The organism is Robertmurraya sp. GLU-23 (assembly GCF_052983275.1).
The window spans coordinates 533,629-553,867 of the sequence record NZ_JBRKCV010000002.1 but is presented as its reverse complement, the minus strand read 5'-3'; the positions used below and the strand labels follow the sequence as shown (position 1 = coordinate 553,867).

At 37.4% G+C, this 20,239-nt stretch carries 26 protein-coding genes; 10 read left to right on the top strand and 16 right to left on the bottom strand.

The window, feature by feature from the left end:
- Window positions 1-13: 13 nt before the first annotated feature.
- Both ACVBAX_RS07020 and ACVBAX_RS07015 read right to left on the bottom strand, forming a co-directional pair.
- The gene (locus tag ACVBAX_RS07020) at window positions 14-196 is read right to left on the bottom strand and encodes a YetF domain-containing protein (protein WP_447116495.1); all 183 of its coding nucleotides are present in this window, start codon (window positions 194-196) and stop codon (window positions 14-16) included.
- 116 nt (window positions 197-312) lie between these two features.
- A complete protein-coding gene (locus ACVBAX_RS07015) occupies window positions 313-1,455 on the bottom strand; it encodes an MFS transporter (RefSeq protein WP_447116494.1) in 1,143 nt (380 codons plus the stop codon).
- A 303-nt stretch (window positions 1,456-1,758) separates the two neighbouring features.
- On the opposite strand from ACVBAX_RS07015, the gene ACVBAX_RS07010 reads away from it, so the two are divergent.
- Window positions 1,759-2,514, top strand: a complete 756-nt coding sequence (locus tag ACVBAX_RS07010) for a MerR family transcriptional regulator (protein WP_430775347.1) — start codon at window positions 1,759-1,761, stop codon at window positions 2,512-2,514.
- A 43-nt stretch (window positions 2,515-2,557) separates the two neighbouring features.
- Here the strand turns inward: ACVBAX_RS07010 and ACVBAX_RS07005 are convergent, their stop codons facing one another.
- The 3 genes from ACVBAX_RS07005 to ACVBAX_RS06995 form a co-directional block, all read right to left on the bottom strand.
- On the bottom strand, window positions 2,558-3,070 hold the full coding sequence (locus tag ACVBAX_RS07005; protein WP_447116404.1) for a GNAT family N-acetyltransferase: 513 nt from the start codon (window positions 3,068-3,070) through the stop codon (window positions 2,558-2,560).
- 78 nt (window positions 3,071-3,148) lie between these two features.
- Entirely contained in the window at window positions 3,149-3,301 is a 153-nt protein-coding gene (locus ACVBAX_RS07000; RefSeq protein WP_447116505.1) for a hypothetical protein, read from the bottom strand.
- A gap of 117 nt (window positions 3,302-3,418) precedes the next feature.
- Entirely contained in the window at window positions 3,419-4,342 is a 924-nt protein-coding gene (locus tag ACVBAX_RS06995) for a GNAT family N-acetyltransferase (protein WP_447116403.1), read from the bottom strand.
- A 265-nt stretch (window positions 4,343-4,607) separates the two neighbouring features.
- Here ACVBAX_RS06995 and ACVBAX_RS06990 point away from each other — a divergent pair, with 265 nt between their 5' ends.
- The 3 genes from ACVBAX_RS06990 to ACVBAX_RS06980 all read left to right on the top strand — a co-directional run bounded on the left by ACVBAX_RS06990 (window position 4,608) and on the right by ACVBAX_RS06980 (window position 7,589).
- Window positions 4,608-5,453 (top strand): ABC transporter ATP-binding protein, encoded by an 846-nt coding sequence (locus ACVBAX_RS06990; protein ID WP_447116402.1) that lies wholly within the window; start codon window positions 4,608-4,610, stop codon window positions 5,451-5,453.
- Window positions 5,454-5,577: 124 nt separating this feature from the next.
- Complete coding sequence (locus ACVBAX_RS06985; protein ID WP_447116401.1) at window positions 5,578-6,585, top strand: FecCD family ABC transporter permease; 1,008 nt, start codon at window positions 5,578-5,580, stop codon at window positions 6,583-6,585.
- Window positions 6,582-7,589 (top strand): FecCD family ABC transporter permease, encoded by a 1,008-nt coding sequence (locus ACVBAX_RS06980; protein ID WP_447116400.1) that lies wholly within the window; start codon window positions 6,582-6,584, stop codon window positions 7,587-7,589. Before ACVBAX_RS06985 ends, ACVBAX_RS06980 begins: the two co-directional genes overlap by 4 nt.
- A 43-nt stretch (window positions 7,590-7,632) precedes the next feature.
- Here the strand turns inward: ACVBAX_RS06980 and ACVBAX_RS06975 are convergent, their stop codons facing one another.
- Window positions 7,633-9,087: a PAS domain S-box protein gene (locus ACVBAX_RS06975; RefSeq protein WP_447116399.1), complete on the bottom strand. Its 1,455-nt coding sequence runs from the start codon at window positions 9,085-9,087 to the stop codon at window positions 7,633-7,635.
- 2 nt (window positions 9,088-9,089) lie between these two features.
- The gene (locus ACVBAX_RS06970) at window positions 9,090-9,500 is read right to left on the bottom strand and encodes an ATP-binding protein (RefSeq protein ID WP_447116398.1); all 411 of its coding nucleotides are present in this window, start codon (window positions 9,498-9,500) and stop codon (window positions 9,090-9,092) included.
- A 245-nt stretch (window positions 9,501-9,745) separates the two neighbouring features.
- Here ACVBAX_RS06970 and ACVBAX_RS06965 point away from each other — a divergent pair, with 245 nt between their 5' ends.
- Complete coding sequence (locus ACVBAX_RS06965; protein WP_447116397.1) at window positions 9,746-10,102, top strand: hypothetical protein; 357 nt, start codon at window positions 9,746-9,748, stop codon at window positions 10,100-10,102.
- A 59-nt stretch (window positions 10,103-10,161) separates the two neighbouring features.
- A complete protein-coding gene (locus tag ACVBAX_RS06960; protein WP_162927721.1) occupies window positions 10,162-10,305 on the top strand; it encodes a hypothetical protein in 144 nt (47 codons plus the stop codon).
- 53 nt (window positions 10,306-10,358) lie between these two features.
- On the opposite strand, the gene ACVBAX_RS06955 is transcribed toward ACVBAX_RS06960, so the two are convergent.
- Window positions 10,359-10,808 (bottom strand): NUDIX hydrolase, encoded by a 450-nt coding sequence (locus tag ACVBAX_RS06955; protein WP_447116396.1) that lies wholly within the window; start codon window positions 10,806-10,808, stop codon window positions 10,359-10,361.
- 9 nt (window positions 10,809-10,817) lie between these two features.
- Window positions 10,818-11,246 (bottom strand): DUF1801 domain-containing protein, encoded by a 429-nt coding sequence (locus ACVBAX_RS06950; RefSeq protein WP_447116395.1) that lies wholly within the window; start codon window positions 11,244-11,246, stop codon window positions 10,818-10,820.
- Between the two features lie 134 nt (window positions 11,247-11,380).
- Between ACVBAX_RS06950 and ACVBAX_RS06945 the strand changes: the two genes are divergently transcribed.
- Window positions 11,381-12,358, top strand: coding sequence for a DMT family transporter (locus ACVBAX_RS06945; protein ID WP_447116394.1), 978 nt, complete (start codon window positions 11,381-11,383; stop codon window positions 12,356-12,358).
- A gap of 53 nt (window positions 12,359-12,411) precedes the next feature.
- On the opposite strand, the gene ACVBAX_RS06940 is transcribed toward ACVBAX_RS06945, so the two are convergent.
- From ACVBAX_RS06940 to ACVBAX_RS06930, 3 genes are all read right to left on the bottom strand, one after another.
- Window positions 12,412-12,888: a GNAT family N-acetyltransferase gene (locus tag ACVBAX_RS06940; protein WP_447116393.1), complete on the bottom strand. Its 477-nt coding sequence runs from the start codon at window positions 12,886-12,888 to the stop codon at window positions 12,412-12,414.
- The gene (locus tag ACVBAX_RS06935; protein ID WP_447116392.1) at window positions 12,888-13,451 is read right to left on the bottom strand and encodes a DNA topology modulation protein FlaR; all 564 of its coding nucleotides are present in this window, start codon (window positions 13,449-13,451) and stop codon (window positions 12,888-12,890) included. Before ACVBAX_RS06935 ends, ACVBAX_RS06940 begins: the two co-directional genes overlap by 1 nt.
- 96 nt (window positions 13,452-13,547) lie before the next feature.
- Window positions 13,548-14,051 (bottom strand): GNAT family N-acetyltransferase, encoded by a 504-nt coding sequence (locus ACVBAX_RS06930; RefSeq protein ID WP_430775330.1) that lies wholly within the window; start codon window positions 14,049-14,051, stop codon window positions 13,548-13,550.
- 277 nt (window positions 14,052-14,328) lie between these two features.
- Here ACVBAX_RS06930 and ACVBAX_RS06925 point away from each other — a divergent pair, with 277 nt between their 5' ends.
- Window positions 14,329-14,943, top strand: a complete 615-nt coding sequence (locus ACVBAX_RS06925) for an acetate uptake transporter (RefSeq protein ID WP_447116391.1) — start codon at window positions 14,329-14,331, stop codon at window positions 14,941-14,943.
- Between the two features lie 39 nt (window positions 14,944-14,982).
- Here ACVBAX_RS06925 and ACVBAX_RS06920 read toward each other — a convergent pair whose 3' ends face one another.
- Together ACVBAX_RS06920 and ACVBAX_RS06915 are read right to left on the bottom strand one after the other, a co-directional pair.
- Complete coding sequence (locus tag ACVBAX_RS06920; protein ID WP_447116390.1) at window positions 14,983-15,480, bottom strand: hypothetical protein; 498 nt, start codon at window positions 15,478-15,480, stop codon at window positions 14,983-14,985.
- Window positions 15,477-15,977, bottom strand: a complete 501-nt coding sequence (locus tag ACVBAX_RS06915; protein ID WP_447116389.1) for a hypothetical protein — start codon at window positions 15,975-15,977, stop codon at window positions 15,477-15,479. The genes ACVBAX_RS06920 and ACVBAX_RS06915 overlap by 4 nt, the downstream gene beginning before the upstream one ends.
- Window positions 15,978-16,107: 130 nt before the next feature.
- Here ACVBAX_RS06915 and ACVBAX_RS06910 point away from each other — a divergent pair, with 130 nt between their 5' ends.
- Window positions 16,108-17,775, top strand: coding sequence for a ribonuclease J (locus ACVBAX_RS06910; protein WP_447116388.1), 1,668 nt, complete (start codon window positions 16,108-16,110; stop codon window positions 17,773-17,775).
- Window positions 17,776-17,825: 50 nt separating this feature from the next.
- Here the strand turns inward: ACVBAX_RS06910 and ACVBAX_RS06905 are convergent, their stop codons facing one another.
- Complete coding sequence (locus tag ACVBAX_RS06905) at window positions 17,826-18,173, bottom strand: DUF805 domain-containing protein (RefSeq protein ID WP_447116387.1); 348 nt, start codon at window positions 18,171-18,173, stop codon at window positions 17,826-17,828.
- Window positions 18,174-18,342: 169 nt separating this feature from the next.
- Here ACVBAX_RS06905 and ACVBAX_RS06900 point away from each other — a divergent pair, with 169 nt between their 5' ends.
- Window positions 18,343-18,660 carry a hypothetical protein gene (locus ACVBAX_RS06900; RefSeq protein WP_447116386.1) on the top strand — a complete coding sequence of 106 codons (318 nt, stop codon included), beginning with the start codon at window positions 18,343-18,345 and terminating at the stop codon, window positions 18,658-18,660.
- Between the two features lie 57 nt (window positions 18,661-18,717).
- Here ACVBAX_RS06900 and ACVBAX_RS06895 read toward each other — a convergent pair whose 3' ends face one another.
- Window positions 18,718-20,151 (bottom strand): 6-phospho-beta-glucosidase, encoded by a 1,434-nt coding sequence (locus ACVBAX_RS06895; RefSeq protein ID WP_447116385.1) that lies wholly within the window; start codon window positions 20,149-20,151, stop codon window positions 18,718-18,720.
- Window positions 20,152-20,239 lie beyond the last annotated feature (88 nt).

Sequence of the window (20,239 nt, the reverse complement as noted above, 5' to 3'; positions counted from 1 at the left end):
AAGTAAAATGCTCCTAATGGTTTATGTAGTTTGGCTGATTTTGATTATGTAGAGATATATGTAGTGCAAGATTCTCATTTATGGAAGCGAGGAATACGTCACTTAACTTTACTTGCATTTTCGAGAGTTCCTCTTTTAGCCATATCTCATCTTTATTTAAGTGTTCAAGAGTCGTTGTATCAATTTTCCCTTCAATAATCTACCTCTTTCTAGGATAAGTTCCCCTTTAGCGTAACCATTAAAGGCCATTGCTATTTTAAACAAAAAGAAAAACCTGATTCCATTACTTTGGAAACAGGTTTTATGTAAAATTTATGTTAATTCAATTTGTTTTGTCTCTTTTCCTAAGAACGCTAATACTACTACACCCACTACAATACTAATACAGAATATCGTAAAAATAAAGCCGATAGTATAGCCTGCAGCAACAAGTGATCCAACTAATAATGGACCAAGGATTCCACCCACACGACCAATCGAAGCGGCCATCCCAGAGCCTGTCCCACGAATCACAGCTGGATACTGTTCTGGAGTGTAAGCATATAATGCTCCCCATGCACCAAGATTAAAGAACGATAATAGGATCCCTGCTGTCATTAAGACGGCAGTCGTTTCAGCATTTCCGAACACTAGCGCCGAAGCTGCTGTACCTAATAAATAAGTAACTAATACAAATTTACGACCTAGTTTTTCAATTAACCATGCAGCTGTATAGTAGCCTGGTAATTGGGCTAACGTCATGATTAGTACGTATTCAAAGCTTTTGATCATGCTGAAGCCCTTCATCACCATCACACTTGGTAACCATAAAAACATACCGTAATAAGAGAATACAACTGTAAACCAAACAACCCATAATACCAAGGTCGAACGTTTATAATCTTTTGACCATACGTCTTGGATATTTTGAATCACGGTTCTTTTTTCTACCTTCTTTTTTGAGAATGCTGGTGAATCCGGTAATTTTAGTCGCAAATAAAGAGCATAAAGCGCTGGAATTGCGCTAATAATCAAGGCAATTTTCCAACCGTAGGAAGGTATAACAAAATAAGAAATAAGTGCAGATAAAAGCCATCCAAATGCCCAAAAACTTTCAAGCAGGACAACGACACGTCCACGATCTTTAGCAGGTACACTTTCAGATACAAGTGTTGAGGCTACAGGCAATTCTCCCCCCAGCCCCATTCCTACAAAGAATCGTAAAACGAGAAATGCTGCTAAAGTGGTAGTAAAGGCTGAAGCTCCGCTCGCTAATGAGAATAATAGAAGTGTAATGATAAAAATATTCTTTCTTCCAATTCGATCAGCCCAAATACCAAATACAAGTGCCCCAACAGCCATCCCTATCGAGTTCACGCTTCCAATCCAACCCATTTGTTCAGGTGTTAATCCCCAATCAGCATTTAGAGCTGCGATAATGAAAGAAAGCATCCCGACATCCATCGCATCAAACATCCAACCAAGACCTGCGATGCCGAGTAATTTCTTTTGTGAAATTTTTTTATTTTCCAACTATGTAACCCTCCTCTTGTCTTGACATCTGTCATTACTAGATAACTATAGTCCTGGTAATAAAAAAAAACAAGTACATTTAATTACATATTGGATCATACTTTTATTATTTTTAACGATACTTACTTTTTTATACGGTTTTGATTGAAGGCTTAAGAATGCCCATTTTTTTGATTTTTTTTCATTTTCCTATATACATTAACGTTACGTAAAGGTTTATAGTGATTTTATCAGGAGGTGAAAAATATGGAGTACACGGTTCAAAAGCTCGGCCAATTGGCAGGAGTTAGTACGAGAACATTACGGTATTACGACCAAATTGGGCTTCTGCAGCCATGTAGAGTAAATTCGAATGGCTATCGAATTTATGGGCAATCAGAGGTGAATCGTCTTCAGCAAATTCTTTTTTATAAAGAGCTTGGAGTTAGCTTGGATACGATTAAAGAAATACTCTCCTCCTCTACGTTTGACGGAGAAGCGGCGCTAAGAGAACACCGTTTAAAACTAATAGAAAAACGGCAACAAATAGAAACATTAATTTGTAATGTAGAAAAGACCATTGCAGCATCTGAAGGGAGAATAACCATGACAAATAAAGAGAAATTTGAAGGATTTAAACAAAACTTACTTGCTGAAAATGAAAAGAAATACGGAAAAGAAATTCGTGATAAATACGGAAAAGAAACCGTTGAACAATCCAATGCCAAGCTCATGAACCTATCTGAGGAGGACTATCAAAAGGTGACAGCTTTAGAGCAACACATAAGAGACGTTTTGTCCCAAGCTTTGACAAGTGGTGATCCTTCAGGTCCGCTTGCGCAACAAGCAGCTGAGCTGCATAAGGAATGGCTTTGTTATTTTTGGCCCAAATACAGTAAAGAAGCACATGCTGGCCTTGCCCAAATGTACGTAGATGATGAAAGATTCACTGCCTACTACGATAAAGAACAACCTGGTACAGCTGAGTTTTTACGTGATGCGATTGCCATTTATACGAAATAAGAGGAGGAGTAAATTGCTCCTCCTTGTTTTTAAAAGCAGGGGCTTACCTCTCTATTATTAATTCAATCAACCAGCAATCACGATACTCTCCCTCATGAAATTCATGCTTCGGGAGTAATCTCACTTTTTCAAATCCACAATTCTCGTAACATCGTAATGCCCTTTCATTACTTGCCTGTGGATCCATTATGATTTTTGCAGTGCCCTTATGAGTAACTAAGTAATTAACCATAGTATGTATAAGAAGGGTTCCTATTCCTTTATTCCAGTAATCCGTCTCTCCAATAAATTGATCCATACCAAACGTCTTCTGTTTCTCGTCTTCCACTGTATAAGTTTGTATATATCCTATTGGCTTTTCTTCAAAAGAAAAAATATATCGGGATAATCCTTCCTCTTCTAGAAAAAAAGTCTCCATCACTTTCTCTACTGTAAAAGGTTGATCTCTACCTTCGTAGTATTCTAGTACAGTTGGGTTTGAAAGCCATTTTGATAGATGACCCACATCTTCTTTCCCGAGGGGACGAATTGTTAGTTTCCCATTTTTAATTTCCATCTTTTCTCCTCTCTCTACAATCCATATATTACCATTTAAAAAACCAAATCTGGCTTAATAGATTTGGTTTTTGTTTTCTTAGCTATTCTTTTTAGATACTTGGGCCGGTTTCGGCATATCGCCTTCTGTCATTCCTGTTAATGTCGTTCGATTCATATTACTAGTGTCTTTTCCGGCACTAGGTAATGTATTTGCCATTGGTAATTGCTCTAGTTCTTTTCCTCTTGGCAAGTTTACCACCTCCCTTATCATTTATTAACATGCACCCTTTCTCTTTGAATACACAGGAAAAGACATAATTTTTCTTGTGACATATCCATAAAAAAAACAACCTCCATCAGGCCGATTCTACAGGTCATATCCAAACTCAATAATGGTATAAAACATACGATATCCAAGGGATTGATATAATGAAATCGCATTTCGATTATCTCCAAATACTCCTAATGTTGCTTCTGTTTTCCCTTTTTCCTTTAAAAAAGTTAATGCTTCCGAAATTAATGCCTTCGCTATTCCCTTTCGTCTCCAATCAGGTAATACAAAGATATTTTCAGTGGCACTTCTCTCTTCTCCGAGTCCCCATGTCATAACACTGCCTACTACATTATTTCCGTCAAATGCGGTAAAAGTATCCCATTCTGCACCAGACTTTGTCCACCTTAAATGATTCAAGCTCCAACAAATCCCGTTTGGATCTCCAGCAGCCTCTGCACGCAAATATATTTCCTGTTCTTCTTGAGTCTCCATTTTCCAATTCATTATCTTAATATTTTCTGGTGGAGGAAATGGAGGAATAGGTTCCGTTAGATCTCTTTTCATCACTAAATGATTATGTTTCGCTATAAATCCTTTTGATAAATAAAAATCCATCTCCTCTAAATCATCAGCAGCAATCGTATGTCGAAGAGTGATTTTTTTATTGGGGTATTGGTTTCGAATCGTTTTAGCCCTGATCATTACAGCATCTGTTAAATCATCCACTGCTTCTTGTGGAACCTTAGTGTTCTCATTTATCGCTAAATCCATCTGTAGCTTAAATTCAAAGTCCGAAGGTTTGTTCGGATCTTCGATTAGACTCCAAGATTGGTCAGGAGCAATATGTGCAGAAGCGAGAACTTCTCCCGTTTCACTAACGGCACAGAATATATTATCTGAAGTATAATCCCCATTGTATCGATACGCTAACATGGAAATAAAATCAAACTTGGCAATTTGATTGGCATCCTGTTCCTCATAATTTCTAATTAAATATGGTTTCTTCTCTCTCTCCATACGTACATCCTTTCATTCCAATCTTTATCAAAAAATTATTCGCCATATTTAGAATAAATTCCTCTATTTGTCAATCTGTCACCAAGTGTCCACTCCACACGGACAGAAACCCCCATTCTGTCCACGAAGGGTGTCTGTCACCGCATTCGTCATCGCATTAGGTGAAAGATTTTATTGACAAGCGGATGAATGCGTTTTATATTTAATATATACGATACTGATAATCATTATCAATTAATAAATTATTTACATAAGGAGGTTTCCAATGGTTCGCTTATATACTGACCAACTATCCGTTGCTTATGGAGATCGAACGATAGTGAAAAACCTCAGCATCCATATACCAGATAATAAAATCACGACCATTCTTGGTTCAAATGGCTGTGGAAAATCAACGTTGCTTAAAGCCATTACACGAATAATTGCTCAACAAGCTGGGACAGTCCTATTAGATGGAGAGGATATTGCTAAGCAACATACAAAGGAACTAGCTAGAAAAATGGCCATACTCCCTCAGTCACCTGAAAGTGTTGGTGGACTTACAGTAGGAGAGCTTGTCAGTTATGGAAGGTTTCCATACCAAAAAGGGTTTGGACGCTTAACAAAACGAGATTTTGAAGTCATTGACTGGGCTCTTGAAGCAACAGGAACAATGGATTTTAAATTCCGGCCTGTTGATGCCCTTTCTGGTGGACAAAGACAAAGGGTATGGATCGCCATGGCACTTGCTCAGGAAACCGATATTATTTTCCTGGATGAACCTACCACGTATTTGGATATGGCTCATCAGCTTGAGGTTCTAGAGCTGTTGCAAGATTTAAATCAAAATGAGGGAAGAACGATTGTCATGGTTCTACATGACTTAAATCAAGCCGCTCGATTTGCCGATCATTTGATCGCCTTAAAAGCAGGGGAAATTGTAAAAGCTGGAACTTGCGAAGAAGTGATTCAACGTGAGGTGTTACAAGAAGTGTTTCAAATCGATGCAGAAATTGGCAGAGATCCGCGGACGAATAAGCCAATGTGTATTACCTATAACCTTCTTAAAGGGAATTCCATACAAGGAAAACATATGGTTTCCACTCTTACTCCTGTCAGTGTAAATTACTAACGCTACGCCTATTAAATAGAGTTCTTTACTAAGAGTTTTCTTGAAAAATAGTTTACTTACGTAGAGGAATTCATCAACGAATTCCTCTCTTTCTTTTGAAAATGTATTAAGTGAGGTGACTAGATTGCTACATAATAACAAACCTATACCGTTTTTTTTCAAATGCATCATTGCACTTCTTTTATTTATACTAACGTTTAGCATGGCCATGGTTTTCGGGGCTGCCGATACCACTTTCAAGGATGTTTGGCTGGCGTTATTATCCAATCAGACAAGTGAAAAAATATTAATCTTACAAGAAATTCGATTGCCAAGGGAAATTGCTGCGATTGTTGTTGGTGCAGCCCTGGCCGTATCTGGGGCAATCATGCAAGGAATGACACGAAATCCGCTTGCTGACCCAGGTTTATTAGGTCTTACTGCTGGTGCGAATGCAGGACTAGCAATTATCATTGCCCTGCTTCCATCAGCAAATTACTACGGAATCATGCTTGCTTGTTTTATTGGTGCGGCTATTGGAGCTCTGCTTGTCTTCGGCATAAGTGCAGTAAAAAAAGGGGGATTCTCTCCTTTCCGTATCGTGCTAGCAGGATCAGCAATATCTGCCTTTCTTTTTGCCATTTCAGAAGGTATTGCAATCTTCTTTAAAATCTCAAAGGATGTATCGATGTGGACAGCTGGAGGTGTGATTGGAACCACCTGGGGCCAACTTCAAATTGTAGTCCCATTCATTAGTATCGGAATCATTCTTTCCATTTTTCTATCAAGGCAACTAACCATTCTAAGTTTAAATGAAGAAGTGGCGGTAGGCTTGGGACAGAATACGACTCGTGTAAAAGGCTTTTTATTTGTGATTGTCATTGTTCTTGCAGGGTCGGCTGTAGCTTTAGCTGGGAATCTAGCTTTTGTTGGTTTACTGGTGCCCCATATCGTGCGGGCAATTGTCGGAACGGACTACCGCTTTATTCTTCCGATGTCGACCATTTTTGGTGGAACCTTTATGCTCCTCGCTGATACGATTGGGCGTACATTAAATTCACCTTACGAAACACCAGTTGCGGCCATCGTCGCCATGATAGGGCTCCCCTTCTTTTTATTTATCATTCGTAAAGGAGGGAAAGAATTCTCATGATTCTTCAAAGCCTTATAAAAAAACAAAGAGCCATAGTGGTTGCTCTGCTCGTACTTATCCTTGGAACTATGATCGTGAGTTTAAGTCTTGGTTATTCTTCTGTTAGCTATGACCGAATAATACCAACCTTATTAGGGAATGGATCCTTTAAAGAAGAATTTATTCTCTTTGACATCCGTCTGCCCCGCATTGTCATTACCTTGTTAGCAGGAATGGCTCTCGCATTATCCGGTGCCATTCTTCAAGGAATTACACGGAATGATTTAGCTGACCCAGGCATTATCGGAATTAATTCTGGCGCTGGTGTGGCAATAACAGTCTTTTTTCTATTTGCACCAATCGACGCAGCAACATTTGCTTACGCCATTCCGATCCTTGCATTTTTCGGAGCTATCCTTACATCAGCACTTATTTATATCTTTTCTTATAAAAAAAGTGTTGGCCTTCAGCCTGTACGATTGGTATTAGTTGGGGTCGGTTTCTCGATGGCACTTTCCGGTGCAATGATCGTTCTTATTTCATCTGCAGAACGAGCCAAGGTAGACTTTATTGCAAAGTGGTTGGCAGGAAATATATGGGGAACTGATTGGCCATTTGTATGGGCCATTCTTCCCTGGCTACTTGTGTTGATTCCCTTTACTTTATACAAGGCGAATCGATTAAATATTTTAGCCTTAGGTGAGTCCATTTCTATCGGAGTTGGGATTTCGATTGAGAAGGAAAGAATCACTTTATTAATTACAGCTGTTGCATTGGCAGCGTCTGCCGTTTCCGTAACAGGTGGAATAAGCTTCATTGGTTTAATGGCGCCACATATGGCGAAAGCGATGGTTGGACCGAGAAATCAATTGTTTATTCCTGTTGCACTTCTTGTAGGAGGATGGCTTTTATTATTTGCTGATACCATTGGGCGTAATATTATTGAACCTGAAGGGATTGCTGCTGGTATCATGGTGGCCCTTATTGGAGCACCTTATTTCTTATATCTTCTATTAAAAAAATAAAACAGTGACCCTCTTTTTTATGAAAGAGGGTCTTGTGCTTACTCTAAAATAATTTCATCTGAATAAAACATACATCATCTTGAAGTTGTTTTGTTTTCAATTCCTTGGACAAATGGTGAAAGAGATTTTTATCCTTTTCTTTTTTCTTCGTTAATTCCGCCAATGAGATATTCAAATACTCTAAGAGGCCGTCAGTGTAAAGAAACAACTCTGACATATCTTTATAATAGAGAGTTTCCGCTTGAAATTGATGATTTGGAAGAAAACCTACAGGTATTTCATTGGATGAGATTTCTCTTAGCCTCTCCCCTTCCTCAAGGATAAAAGATGGATGTCCCGAATTAATGTAATCTATGCTTTTGTTTTTCATATCAATCAAGAGCACAATACAAGTAAAATACATTCTTGTCATTCTCTCATTTTCGGCTTCCGAGAATAACTCAAGCATATGTTGATTAAGTCTATTTAAAATATAAGAAGGATGGCATGTATCATATTTTAAAATTGATGTAAGCTCTGCATTAATCGACATCGTTAGCAAAGAAGAAGCAATTCCGTGCCCCATCACATCCATAATCATAACAAAATACAGATCATCATCTATTTTCTGCCATTTATAAAAATCCCCACCCAGTTCATGAGACGGAAAATAAGAACCACAGATCGAAATTGATTGATCATCAATATCCTTGCTTAAGATTAATTGTTGAATGGCACGAGATAAAGAAAAATCTCTCATTAAATCAAGTTCTAAAAGCTTCTTCTTCGTTACATCCATTTGAATTCCAATAAAATGACTTACCTCTCCTTGTTCAGTAAGAACAGGATTTATACAGACCTCATTCCAGAAAGTAGATTCATCTTTCCGATAATTTAATATCTCTACCTTAACTTCTTCCTGATTCGCCACTTTTTCTCTAATGACCCTTTTTGTATCCTTACTGGTTAATGGGCCTTGTAGAAACCTACAATTTTTCCCCAAAATCTCATCTGAACTATATCCAGTTAGACTTTCGAATCCTTTATTGTGGTAAATAATAGGATTATCCTCTTGATGTGGATCAGTGATAGTAATTCCTATTCCGGTATGGTCAAGAACGTCTGCCAATAGCTTATTCATTTCTGTTAATTCACTTTTTTGTTGCTTTAATTTTTGTTCCTCTGTAATATCGCGTAAAACAATTTGTAAAAATCCTTCTTCTTTTATAAGAGTGTACTTTACATTAAATGTTAATGGGTACCCTGCTTTATGATATATTTTCACTTGAAATTCATCTGTTTTTTCTCCAGAAAATACGGAAGTGAAAATTGATAGCGTATATTCTAACGAGTTCGGGTCAAGTGAAATCACCTTTGAAAAATGCTTACCTAATATTTCTTCCCGCTTGTACCCAAGCACCTTCTCATAGGATGTATTCACATAGACACAAATACCTTCTGTATCTAATACTGAAATTAAATCTGGGGAACCTTCAATTAATGACTGATAAAAGTTCATATTCATTTTTCCAACTCGAATAGTAATGTTAGTTTTCTTCCACCTTCAGAGTAGGAGATATGCTTTGCACACTTTTTCATAATGGCAATACCTCTTCCCCTCGTGCTTAATAATGATTCTATAAAATATTGATCTGGATCTTTAACCGACATGATCTTTTCTTCGTGATTGAATCCATCTCCGTTATGTTCAACTTCTATAAGAATTTCACTATCTCTTATTTGTGTTGTAACCGTAATAACCAATGAAGAATTGCTTTTTATGCCGTGTTCAAACGCATTATTTACCGCTTCTCGAATAGAGTACATTACCAAATGTAATTTTTCCGCTGTGTAGTTTCCTATATAATCTTCCAATTCCTGTTCAAGTGCCTCGTATTCTTCATAAGTTGATATCTGTATTGTTTTTTGCATGTTCTTCTCTTTCACTTCCCTTAATACATACAATATAATACCTTCCCCTATTATGAACCAACTATAACCTTTGTTAGTCAATCATTCTGCAAATATAAAAAAGAGAACTTCTATAAAAAGTTCTCCCTATCCCAATTAACTATTCTGATGTAAAATAACTCAACTTACAAAGTCTAACAGCTTGGTCTATTTATAACAACTTTGCATATAGTTTAATAGATATTGTGTGAAGGAGTTATTCATTTATGAAAAAATATATGTATTTACTAAGCATAATTGCTCTCATAGCGCTTGTAGCTTATTTGGAATCACCAAACTCTACATTCACTCATCCAAATGAAGGAACAAATATGTATTCTTCGATTCCTTCTATTGAGGAAGCCGACATTTCTGAAACAACAGAAGCAAATTCTGATGTAGAGAACGAAGAGGAAGAGGCTGTTATCGCATCATTAGAACTAAAGCTAGAAAAAACTGAACTCGTGGATGGTTATATCATTGAAACTTACAGGGAATACGAGATCTATAATAATGAAGCTGGTGAAGTAATTAAATCTGTACCAACAGATCATTACGAGTACTTAAAGTACTTAGATGAATAACTTTAAAAGTCATGTATCTAAACATACCTAATCACCCACCCTACTAATGGGAGGTGAAGATGATGGCAGATGAAAGACCAATAGAATATAGTGGAAAAGTTCTTGACGAAAGAAACACATTAACAGGACCTGATAAGGGGAAAAACGGCTTTCCAAAAACACCAAAAAATGTTCCCATTCGCAATAATCAAAAACAAAGCTAATAATAAACAAAGCGGAGAAGACTGTTAAATGCAGTCTTTTTCTCTTACCTTCTCTAAATCCCTAATTTCACAAACGCCTGCTTCACTCCCCACACTTGATGCTCATGAAACAATAAGTTTTCAACTTCGGATATATGCACCCAAATAGGTTCTTCATCAATTTCAACAGGTTCTTGCGTCTTTTCACCAAGTGTAGCCATGTAAAAATGTGCATGATTCAAGGTTGGATTTTTCCCCATAGCCAGGTGGTATTTTTTCGCTTGACCAAGATACTCACCCATAAAAACCTGAAACCCAGTTTCTTCGAGCATTTCCCTTAATAAGCATTCCTCGTGATTTTCTTTTTCCTCCAAACCTCCACCAGGTAAAAAATACCCTCCTCGAGTCGTCCGAATCACCAATATTTGATCTCTTTTTTTATTGAAGATGATGCTATACACACCAATTCTCGTCGTATACTGAAGATTTTCATCCTTGTTCCCAAAGACCAAAGTTCCCTTCATAATCCTTCTCTACTCCTCGTTATTAGGGTATGTAGCTTGTAAAAAGTCAATCGACTGCACAATTAATTGTTTTAATACCTCAACATTCACATCATCAAGTTTATTGATATAGACACAACCCTTTCCTTGCGTATGTTTTCCAAAGCTTTCAAGAAGCTGTTGTCGATTGGAATCACCAGGTGCAAAATACAAGCTTATTTTTGCTTTTCTAGGAGAATAACCGACAAGTGGTGCTTCTCCCTCATGACCTGACTCATATTTGTAATGGTATTTCCCAAAACCAATAATACTTGGTCCCCACATCTTTGCTTCGTACCCGCTCGTAGTCGTAAAAATGTCTAACAATTTATAGGCATCCTCCTTTTTTCTTGGTTGTTCCACTTGTTCAATAAACTCAAGCACACTGCGGTCTGTTTCCTTTGTCTTTTGTTCGTACATCTTAAAAACCCCTTTCTTTAAAAAATTTACCATTATTTCTTAGGAAAAGCGAATTCTCCAAAAATTTGGAATCTTATGGTATTGTATAAGAATTATATATTATAATGTTGTTATGTTTGAGAGGATGTGCTCATATGAGAGAAATTACATTAGGAATTTTAGCTTCTTTGTTTTTTGCTGTTACCTTTATTTTGAATCGTTCAATGGAGCTATCAGGAGGCAGTTGGCTTTGGAGTTCCTCGTTACGTTACATTTTTATGGTACCCTTTTTATTTATGATCGTCATGTATAGAAAGAATCTAAAACATATGTGGATAGAAATGCGTTCCAATCCACTTCCTTGGCTTTTATGGAGCTTTGTAGGATTTGTTTTGTTTTATGCACCAATAACCTTTGCCGCTGCATTCGGACCAGGCTGGCTCGTCGCTGGTACTTGGCCACTTACCATTGTAGCAGGTGTACTTCTAGGGCCACTTTTTTATAAAACGGTGGAATCAAAAAATGGGCCGATCAAGGTTCGGCAGCAAATCCCGTTCCAAGCCTTATTCATTTCGTTTTTCATTCTAATAGGTGTTGTATTGATTCAATGGCAGCACGCTCAAAGTTTAACCTTCGAAATCGTGATAGCAAGCACTTTTCCTGTCCTTGTGGCGGCATTTTGCTACCCGCTTGGAAATAGAAAAATGATGGAGATTTGTGGGGGAAAATTGGATACTTTTCAACGAGTACTTGGTATGACCCTTGCTAGCCTCCCTTTTTGGCTACTACTCGCTGGAGTTGGATTTGTTCAGGTGGGTCCACCCTCGGCTGAGCAAATAACCCAGTCATTTATCGTCGCGATTTCCTCTGGGGTGATTGCCACAACATTATTCTTCATCGCTACAGATCGTGTTAGAGATAACCACGATAAACTAGCAGCCGTTGAAGCAACACAGTCGACTCAAGTCATTTTTGTCATTGTGGGAGAAGTCCTCCTTTTATCCACCCCATTACCGAGTACACTCGCTACAATAGGACTATTTATCGTTATGTTCGGCATGCTATTGCATAGTTTTTCATCGAAAATGGGGAAAAAACCAAGCATCAGTGTTAAAAAAGAGAAATTTTCTTAAAGAAACTCAATTTAACTTTTACTAACTCAACCAACTCTGCCAGGTAGAAAAAGCTACCTGGCAATCTTTTTTTCAAAACAAGTAAGTGACAATTGCTCATTCACTTGTACCAGCTTCTCAATAGTAAATCCCCTATTTAAATAAAAATCGACAGCTGGTTTATTTTCAGATCCAGTAGATACTATGAGTTTCTCAATGCCCTCCACTTGCTCTTCTATAAAGCGTAAAAGTTGATTGGCAATTCCTTTTCGAAAATGATTGGGGTTTACTGTCAGTCGGTGTATATCCAAAGTCTTTCCTTCCACTTTAAAGGATATAGAACCACAAAGCTCATTCCCTATAAAGTAACCAAAAAATTCCTCACCACAATTCTGAAGCGTTTCCACCGTATCCTTAAGCGGAGGAATGTCATAAAAATCGATCAACTTTGCCTCCACCATATAGGAGGGGGTTTGTAACTGGAGTATGATTTCAGCTACTTCTTTATCCGTTACATTCAAAGATCTTATTTGTGATACTCTTGATTCCACTATAGCTTCTCCTCTACACCTATTTTGACAATCCCGCCATACTTTTCCCCATCTTCCTTCTGTCTTAAATATGTTACTAGCTCGTTGTTGTCACGGATGATAATAACTTTATCATCGAATTCTTTTAACAGCTGTATAATCTCTCGTTTACTTACTTTTTCAAAATATGTATTCCAACGAAACATTCGCATAAACATTGAAAAAGTAGATTTGTAATTGCTTTTTTCTAAACCTAGTTGCTGGAAAAAATATCTCTTAATGATTCTGTATGTTCGCTTAGAAAAGCGTGTATCTAAAAATATAATTAGTTCAGCATTGACAAAGCTCTCTGTCACCCACTGATAATGAATACCTTCGTTGATCCACGCATCACTATTTACAATATTTCTCAAAAATGCATCTCTTTCCTTTTCTGATCTTCTAATATCACCTGTTTGAAACCTTTTCCATACAACATTATCTAATTCATAATGCGGAATGTTAAGATCATTTGAAAGTTTTTTAGCAAGAGTTGTTTTGCCACTCCCGACAGAACCGATTATATGTATTTTCTTAACCTGCATGTTGATCACTCCGCTATCCCTGTGTGAAAATTACTGACCCTAGTCACATTATACGATGAAAAGAAAATGGTTAATAGAAAAAGTTACCTCACATTCCTACTTGAAGTAGAGAGCCATCATATCTTCTCCGATATAAGTATTGTCTATTTTCATGGAGCGAGGATCACTTCCGATCAGTTCAAAACCAATAGATTCGTACAATTTTTTTGCAGCTGTATTATTAGATGAGACCGTTAAATATAGCTGCTCCACTCCACCGATTTCTTTTGCCTTCTTTATCGCTGCATTCATTAATCGTTTCCCTATCCCATGCCTTCTAACTTGAGGTGAGACATACATTGCAAAAATATCAGAGCGATGTTTGAGCTTCCTTTTGATTTCAGTAACAAGGGTAACTACACCAACAAGTTTGTCTTCTTCAAAAGCACCAAATGTATATGCGTTGACTGCACGAAGTCTAGAAGCATGAACTTCTATTGAATACTCCAATTCTTCTTCCACACTCGAACTAAACGCCTCTGGGTGATTTTGTAGTGCTTCTATTCTTTTTTCTTTGTATTCTACTGCATCATTTTCATTAAGTAAGCGAATCTTAATCATTTTTAATCTCCCTCACCTTTTTCTTATCACTCATATTATACATGGAAATAAATGTTTGCGATATGAGATATAAAGTTACTACCATTACTGGCTATAGAGAAGAAAAAAGGGCAAAAATAATGGTATGGTGGAGGAACGAAAAAAGGTTCCTCCACCATGTTTTCACTTGTAAGTCAAGATGAAAACTTCGCTTACATCTATTTTTTTTCATTGAAGTGTCTCATTAATTTTTGTATCTTATGTAAGTATGTTTGTAAATTAGGAGGAACATTTCAACATGAATCAAAATCAAACACAAAAAATCCAAGTTGTTACGGCTGATCCCTCGGCCCTAGGTTTATTTGGACTTGCTATGGTAACCTTGGTTGCATCATCACAAAAACTTGGCTGGACAGATGGAGTTTCCTTTGTTCTCCCTTGGGCCATTTTCCTTGGTGGTTTTGCACAACTATTCGCTGCGATCAATGATGCGAAACATAATAATACATTCGGCACAACCGCATTTGGTGCATTTGCCCTTTTCTGGTTCGGTGTAGGTGCTTCATGGTTAATCACCCTTGGTGTGTTTGGAGAAAATGCGGCACTTGCTGTTGATCCAAAGCAGTTAGGGATTGCGTTTATTGGCTATTTATTGTTTAGCTTATACATGACGATTGGTGCGATGGAAACACATAAAGTATTATTTATTATCTTTGTTCTTATTGATTTCTTATTTATCGGTCTTTCTTTATCCACTCTAGGTGTAGCACCTGAATTTTTCCATGAGGTAGCAGCGATCTCCGAATTGCTTATTGCTATTATGTCTTTTTACGGATCAGCCGCTGCTGTACTAAACAATCATTTTGGAAAAGTGTTCATTCCGGTCGGAAAACCATTTGGGATTTTCAAATAAATCGTGCGAAAGGGAAGCAGCATAACCACTGCTTCCCTTTTATTTTCTTTTAAATAGATAATGGTATAACCAGATTTGTGATGCTTGAACAAATAAGTAGATAGGATAGGAATAAGTGATTTTATATCCATTTTTGTAGTGGAAAATACCTGTAAGAATTCCTATGTATTCCACACCAATCCCAACAGCAGACCAGAAAAGAATATATAAGATCAGCCAATATTTTTTTACAGGTAATTGTAATTGTTCATATAAATAAATATATAGGTACCCCACCGGTGCATACATCGTATAGGAAAAGAGATCAAATAACTGGTATTTGGATTGATCTCCCACATCGTAAAAGTCAATCGGTTCAATTGCTATTGTATGATCAAATATAAGTCCAATGACTACCCCATATAACAGGTGCACAACTGTAACAGAAGATGAAAATTTTTTAGGAAGAATAAAAAAAAGGGTAAATCCTAAACTGATAATGATTAACACAGTCCACTCATTCCAATTAAATGCGTCATCATATATAATATTAGTCATGTTGTTTTTCCACCATCAAGTCTTGTCGTTATATGAGCAGTTAAAAGGGTTATTCCTATTAATGATCCTATACAAAGTATCTCATAGTAAATGGTCCAACCTGTGTATTGAATAATATTTAATGCTCGTAACACCTGCGAACCAGCCAATAGTAGGAAAAATGTAAGAATGGTTATTCCCCATTTCCCCCTCTTTTCCTTTCTTGTGTAATAGACATTAACAAAAATTAATAAAATTACACTCATCGTTATATCTCGATACACGACCAACGCTAACCAATGGCTATAAGAAATAATTGGCTTAATTAGACTAAACGTTGACATGTTTAACGTCAGCTTATTAATATCTACAATAGAAGTAACAATAAATACAATCACATTCGTCACTCTGTTTACTTTTTGTGGGAGTAGAGCAAAAAATAGAATCGTCAACCATGCACTAATGGTTATATAAACAAGACTCAGATAGACCCTCTCCTTTTGTCTGATACCTATCATTATTTTCCTCAAATATCACTCAGTTATGTAAGAGACACTCACTCGCGAACTTCTTCTTGAATGGTAATAATAACCCACCTATATATGGGAACACTATTCCTAAACTATATTGGTAAAAGGAGGTTTTCATATGAATCAAAATAAACTATCCATTTTTGCTCTTGGTGGAGTAAATGAAATTGGTAAGAATATGTATGTAGTTCAATATGGAGATGACATGATCGTCATTGATTGTGGAGGGAAATTCCCTGATGAAAGTTTATTAGGAATTGACTTAATCATCCCTGATACATCTTATTTAGAGGAAAACAAAGAAAAAATCCGCGCCCTAATTGTTACACACGGGCATGAAGATCATATTGGTGGAATTCCTTATTTTCTCAAAAAACTTAATGTTCCTATTTACGCAACACGTTTTACGTTAGGGTTAATTGAATTGAAGTTAGACGAACACCGTTTAACTGGTGATACCAAACTTGTCGAGGTCCACGCGGAATCAGAGCTTACTTTTGGAGAAGTCGGAGTTTCCTTTTTTAAAGTTAGTCATAGTATTCCCGATTGTCTTGGAATTGTTCTCCATACTCCTGAGGGAAATGTGGTACATACTGGTGACTTCAAATTCGATTTAACTCCTGCCAACCACCAGCATTCTGACATACACAAAATGGCCGAGATCGGTAAAAAAGGTGTACTCGTATTAATTTCCGAAAGTACTAATGCTGAGCGAAAAGGATTAACTCCTTCTGAAGAAATGGTAGGAAATCATATGGACGAGGCTTTTCTGCGTGCAGATGGAAAAATCTTCGTCTCTACCTTCGCCTCCAATGTAAATCGTGTTCAACAAGTGGTGGATGCAGCTATTAAAACGAATCGAAAACTCGCCTTAGTTGGACGCAGTATGATAAATGTCGTACAAGTAGCAATGGAACGGGGCTATGTTAATATTCCTGAAGGTATGATTATTGACGCAAGATCGGCAAACGAATTGGCTCCGGAAAAAGTAGCTGTTCTTTGTACCGGTAGCCAAGGTGAACCAATGGCTGCCCTCTCCCGATTATCTACTGGAAATTACAGAGATATGGTGATCTATCCTGGGGATACAGTTATATTAGCTGCTTCTCCCATTCCAGGTAACGAAAAGGATGTCTCGCGTATTATTGATAATCTGTTCCAACTCGGTGCTAAGGTGATTTATGGGTCTGGAAGCACAACCGGTATGCACGTTTCAGGACATGGTTATCAAGAGGACCTTAAACTCATGCTTACATTAATGAAGCCTACTTATTTTGTCCCTATCCATGGAGAATACCGAATGCTCCACCATCATCGATTATTAGCAGAGTCTGTTGGTGTAGAAAAAGGAAACACCTTTATTATTAAAAATGGTGATGTTGTTGATGTTGAAAATGGAATGGCTGTTCAAACTCGTAGCATCCCTAACGGGGACACATATGTCGATGGAGTCAGTGTGGGAGATGTAGGAGAAATTGTCCTAAGAGATCGAAGACAACTGTCTGAGGACGGAATGGTCGTTATTGTCATTACCCTAAGTAAAGCGGATCGAAAAATTATCCAAGGTCCGGATACGATCACAAGAGGTTTTGTATATGTGAAGGATTCCGAAGATTTAATTAGAGAAATTAATCGGTTGACAAAAAAGACGGTTAATGATTTACATGCAGAAAACGTTCGACAGTGGAATGTTATGAAACAAAATATCAAAAAATCAGTTGGTCATTACTTGTTTACTCAAACAAAGAGAAAACCGATGATTTTGCCGGTTATTATAGAAATTTAATATTAGAAAATAAAAACTAACCACCTATTTAATATAGGTGGTTACACTTGTTAGTAGCCCTTTGGATTGGGTCCATATTTATTTTCACCTGGTTGGCTGTCAAATACTGCAAATACTAGAATCACAATTAATCCGATTAGAGGGATAAAGGAGAGCAACATCCACCACCCTGTCCTTCCTATATCATGCAGGCGGCGTACACTAACCGCTAGTGAAGGTAGCAAAACAGCTAATCCGTATAACCCGGAAAGTATTCCTCCCATACCGAGCATCATTTCAATCATTGAGAACAACATGGTAAAGAGAAAATTAAACAGGAAAAACATCCAGTACTCCTTTCTCCTAGCTCTTCCTTGAAACCCAACGTAATTTTTTAAAACTTTCATATACCATTGCATTTTTTTGACCCTCCAAGAATGAAGTGTGCTGAACAGGTATAGATTATATTGCACAATCTTAATTAGAGTTATTCACCCTTGCATTTACAGGAATGTTAGACTATTCAAAAACCTTCTTCCATAAATCTGAATATATATATCCTAAGGGGAAATTCAGGGAGGGATAAAGGTGGATGTTCGGTATTTAAGCGCTTTAGGCTTTGGAATAGGTGGGTTAATTGTAGGACTGTCAGGTGACTATTTCATCTTTGCGATCTTTTTTATGGGGTTAATCGGTAGTGCTATGCTAAGCTTTCCCACACAGAGTTTCAAATTTACGATTCTTACTTCCTTATTAGGAGCCTTTGGTTTTGTTATAGGATTTACCAATATTTCGAGACCCATTTTCGAGAATATCCCAACTGCACTTATTACTCTTATCGCTGCTGCTGTCACTGGAATTCTGTTAGGTCACGCAGCATTGTTATCAAGAAGAATCAGAAAGTAAATTTCTATTTTAACTAAAAAAACTGACCTTGGCATAAACCAAAGTCAGTTTTCTCATTTATTTTAGCTCTTTACCGTTCGTTGCAATGACATTTTTATACCAGTCAAAAGATTTCTTCTTGGATCTTTCTAGAGTTCCGTTCCCTTCGTTGTCTTTGTCAACATAGATAAATCCGTAGCGCTTTTTCATTTCACCTGTTGTAAAAGATACACAATCAATACAACCCCATGGAGTGTAACCCATTAACTCAACTCCATCTAATTCGATGGCTTTCTCCATTTCTTCTATATGTGATCGTAGGTAGTCAATACGATAGTCATCATTTACACTTCCATCTTCTTCCTTCACATCAATAGCACCGAAGCCATTTTCAACGATAAATAATGGAAGTTCGTATCTTTCCCATAATTGATTTAGAGAATATCTTAAACCAACTGGGTCAATTTGCCATCCCCAATCAGATGCTTTAACAAATGGATTCTTCACACTTGAGCTAGAGCCGACTACATTAATTTCATCCACTTGATTGACTCCGCTTTTTACTGCGTCAGACATGTAGTAGCTAAATCCAATATAATCAACAGTACCTTCTGCTAGGATTTGGGCATCTTCAGGTTCCATCTTAATGCTGTACCCTTTTCTTTGCCACTCTTTTAATGCGTACGTACCGTAATGGCCTCTTGCATGAACATCGGCAAAGAACCAGCGATCATGCATGGATTCTACTTGAAGCATCATATCATCTGGGTGGCAAGAATATGGATAAATCGGTACCATAGCAATCATACAACCAATTTGAAAGTCTGGATTAATTTTGCGACCTTCTTTTACAACTAATGCACTAGCCACGAGCTCATGATGGACCGCTTGGTACATGACTTCTTCTCTACTCTCGCCTTCCTTAAATTGAAGACCGGAACATGTCCAAGCGAACAATGGATTTGCTGTATTTTTTTGGTTATTGATTTCGTTAAAGGTCATCCAGTACTTCACTTTGTTTTTGTAACGTTTCATCACTGTTTTCGAATAGTGTACAAAGAATTCAATCACTTTACGGTTACGCCAACCACCATATTCCTTCACTAGATGATAAGGCATTTCAAAGTGACTTAACGTAATGACAGGTTCAATGCCATGTTTTAATAACTCATCAAACATATCATCATAAAATTGTAAGCCTTCTTCGTTTGGCTCTACTTCGTCACCTTTAGGAAATATACGTGTCCAAGCAATACTTGTTCGGAAGCATTTGAAACCCATTTCTGCAAATAGAGCAATATCTTCTTTATAATTGCCGTGGAAATCAATGGCTTCATGGTTAGGATAAAACTTTCCTTCTAAAACTCCATCCGTAATTTGTCTAGGGACACCGTGTGCACCTGCAGTCATTACGTCAGCCACACTCGGACCTTTTCCACCTTTATTCCAGCCACCTTCTACTTGATGTGCAGCAACTGCCCCGCCCCATAAAAAGTTCTCTTGAAATGCCATGATCTGTTCCTCCGTTTACTATTAAAATCACTCCACTTATCATGCCCGAACCTAAACAGCCTATAAGCTTTATGTTTATTTCATTCAC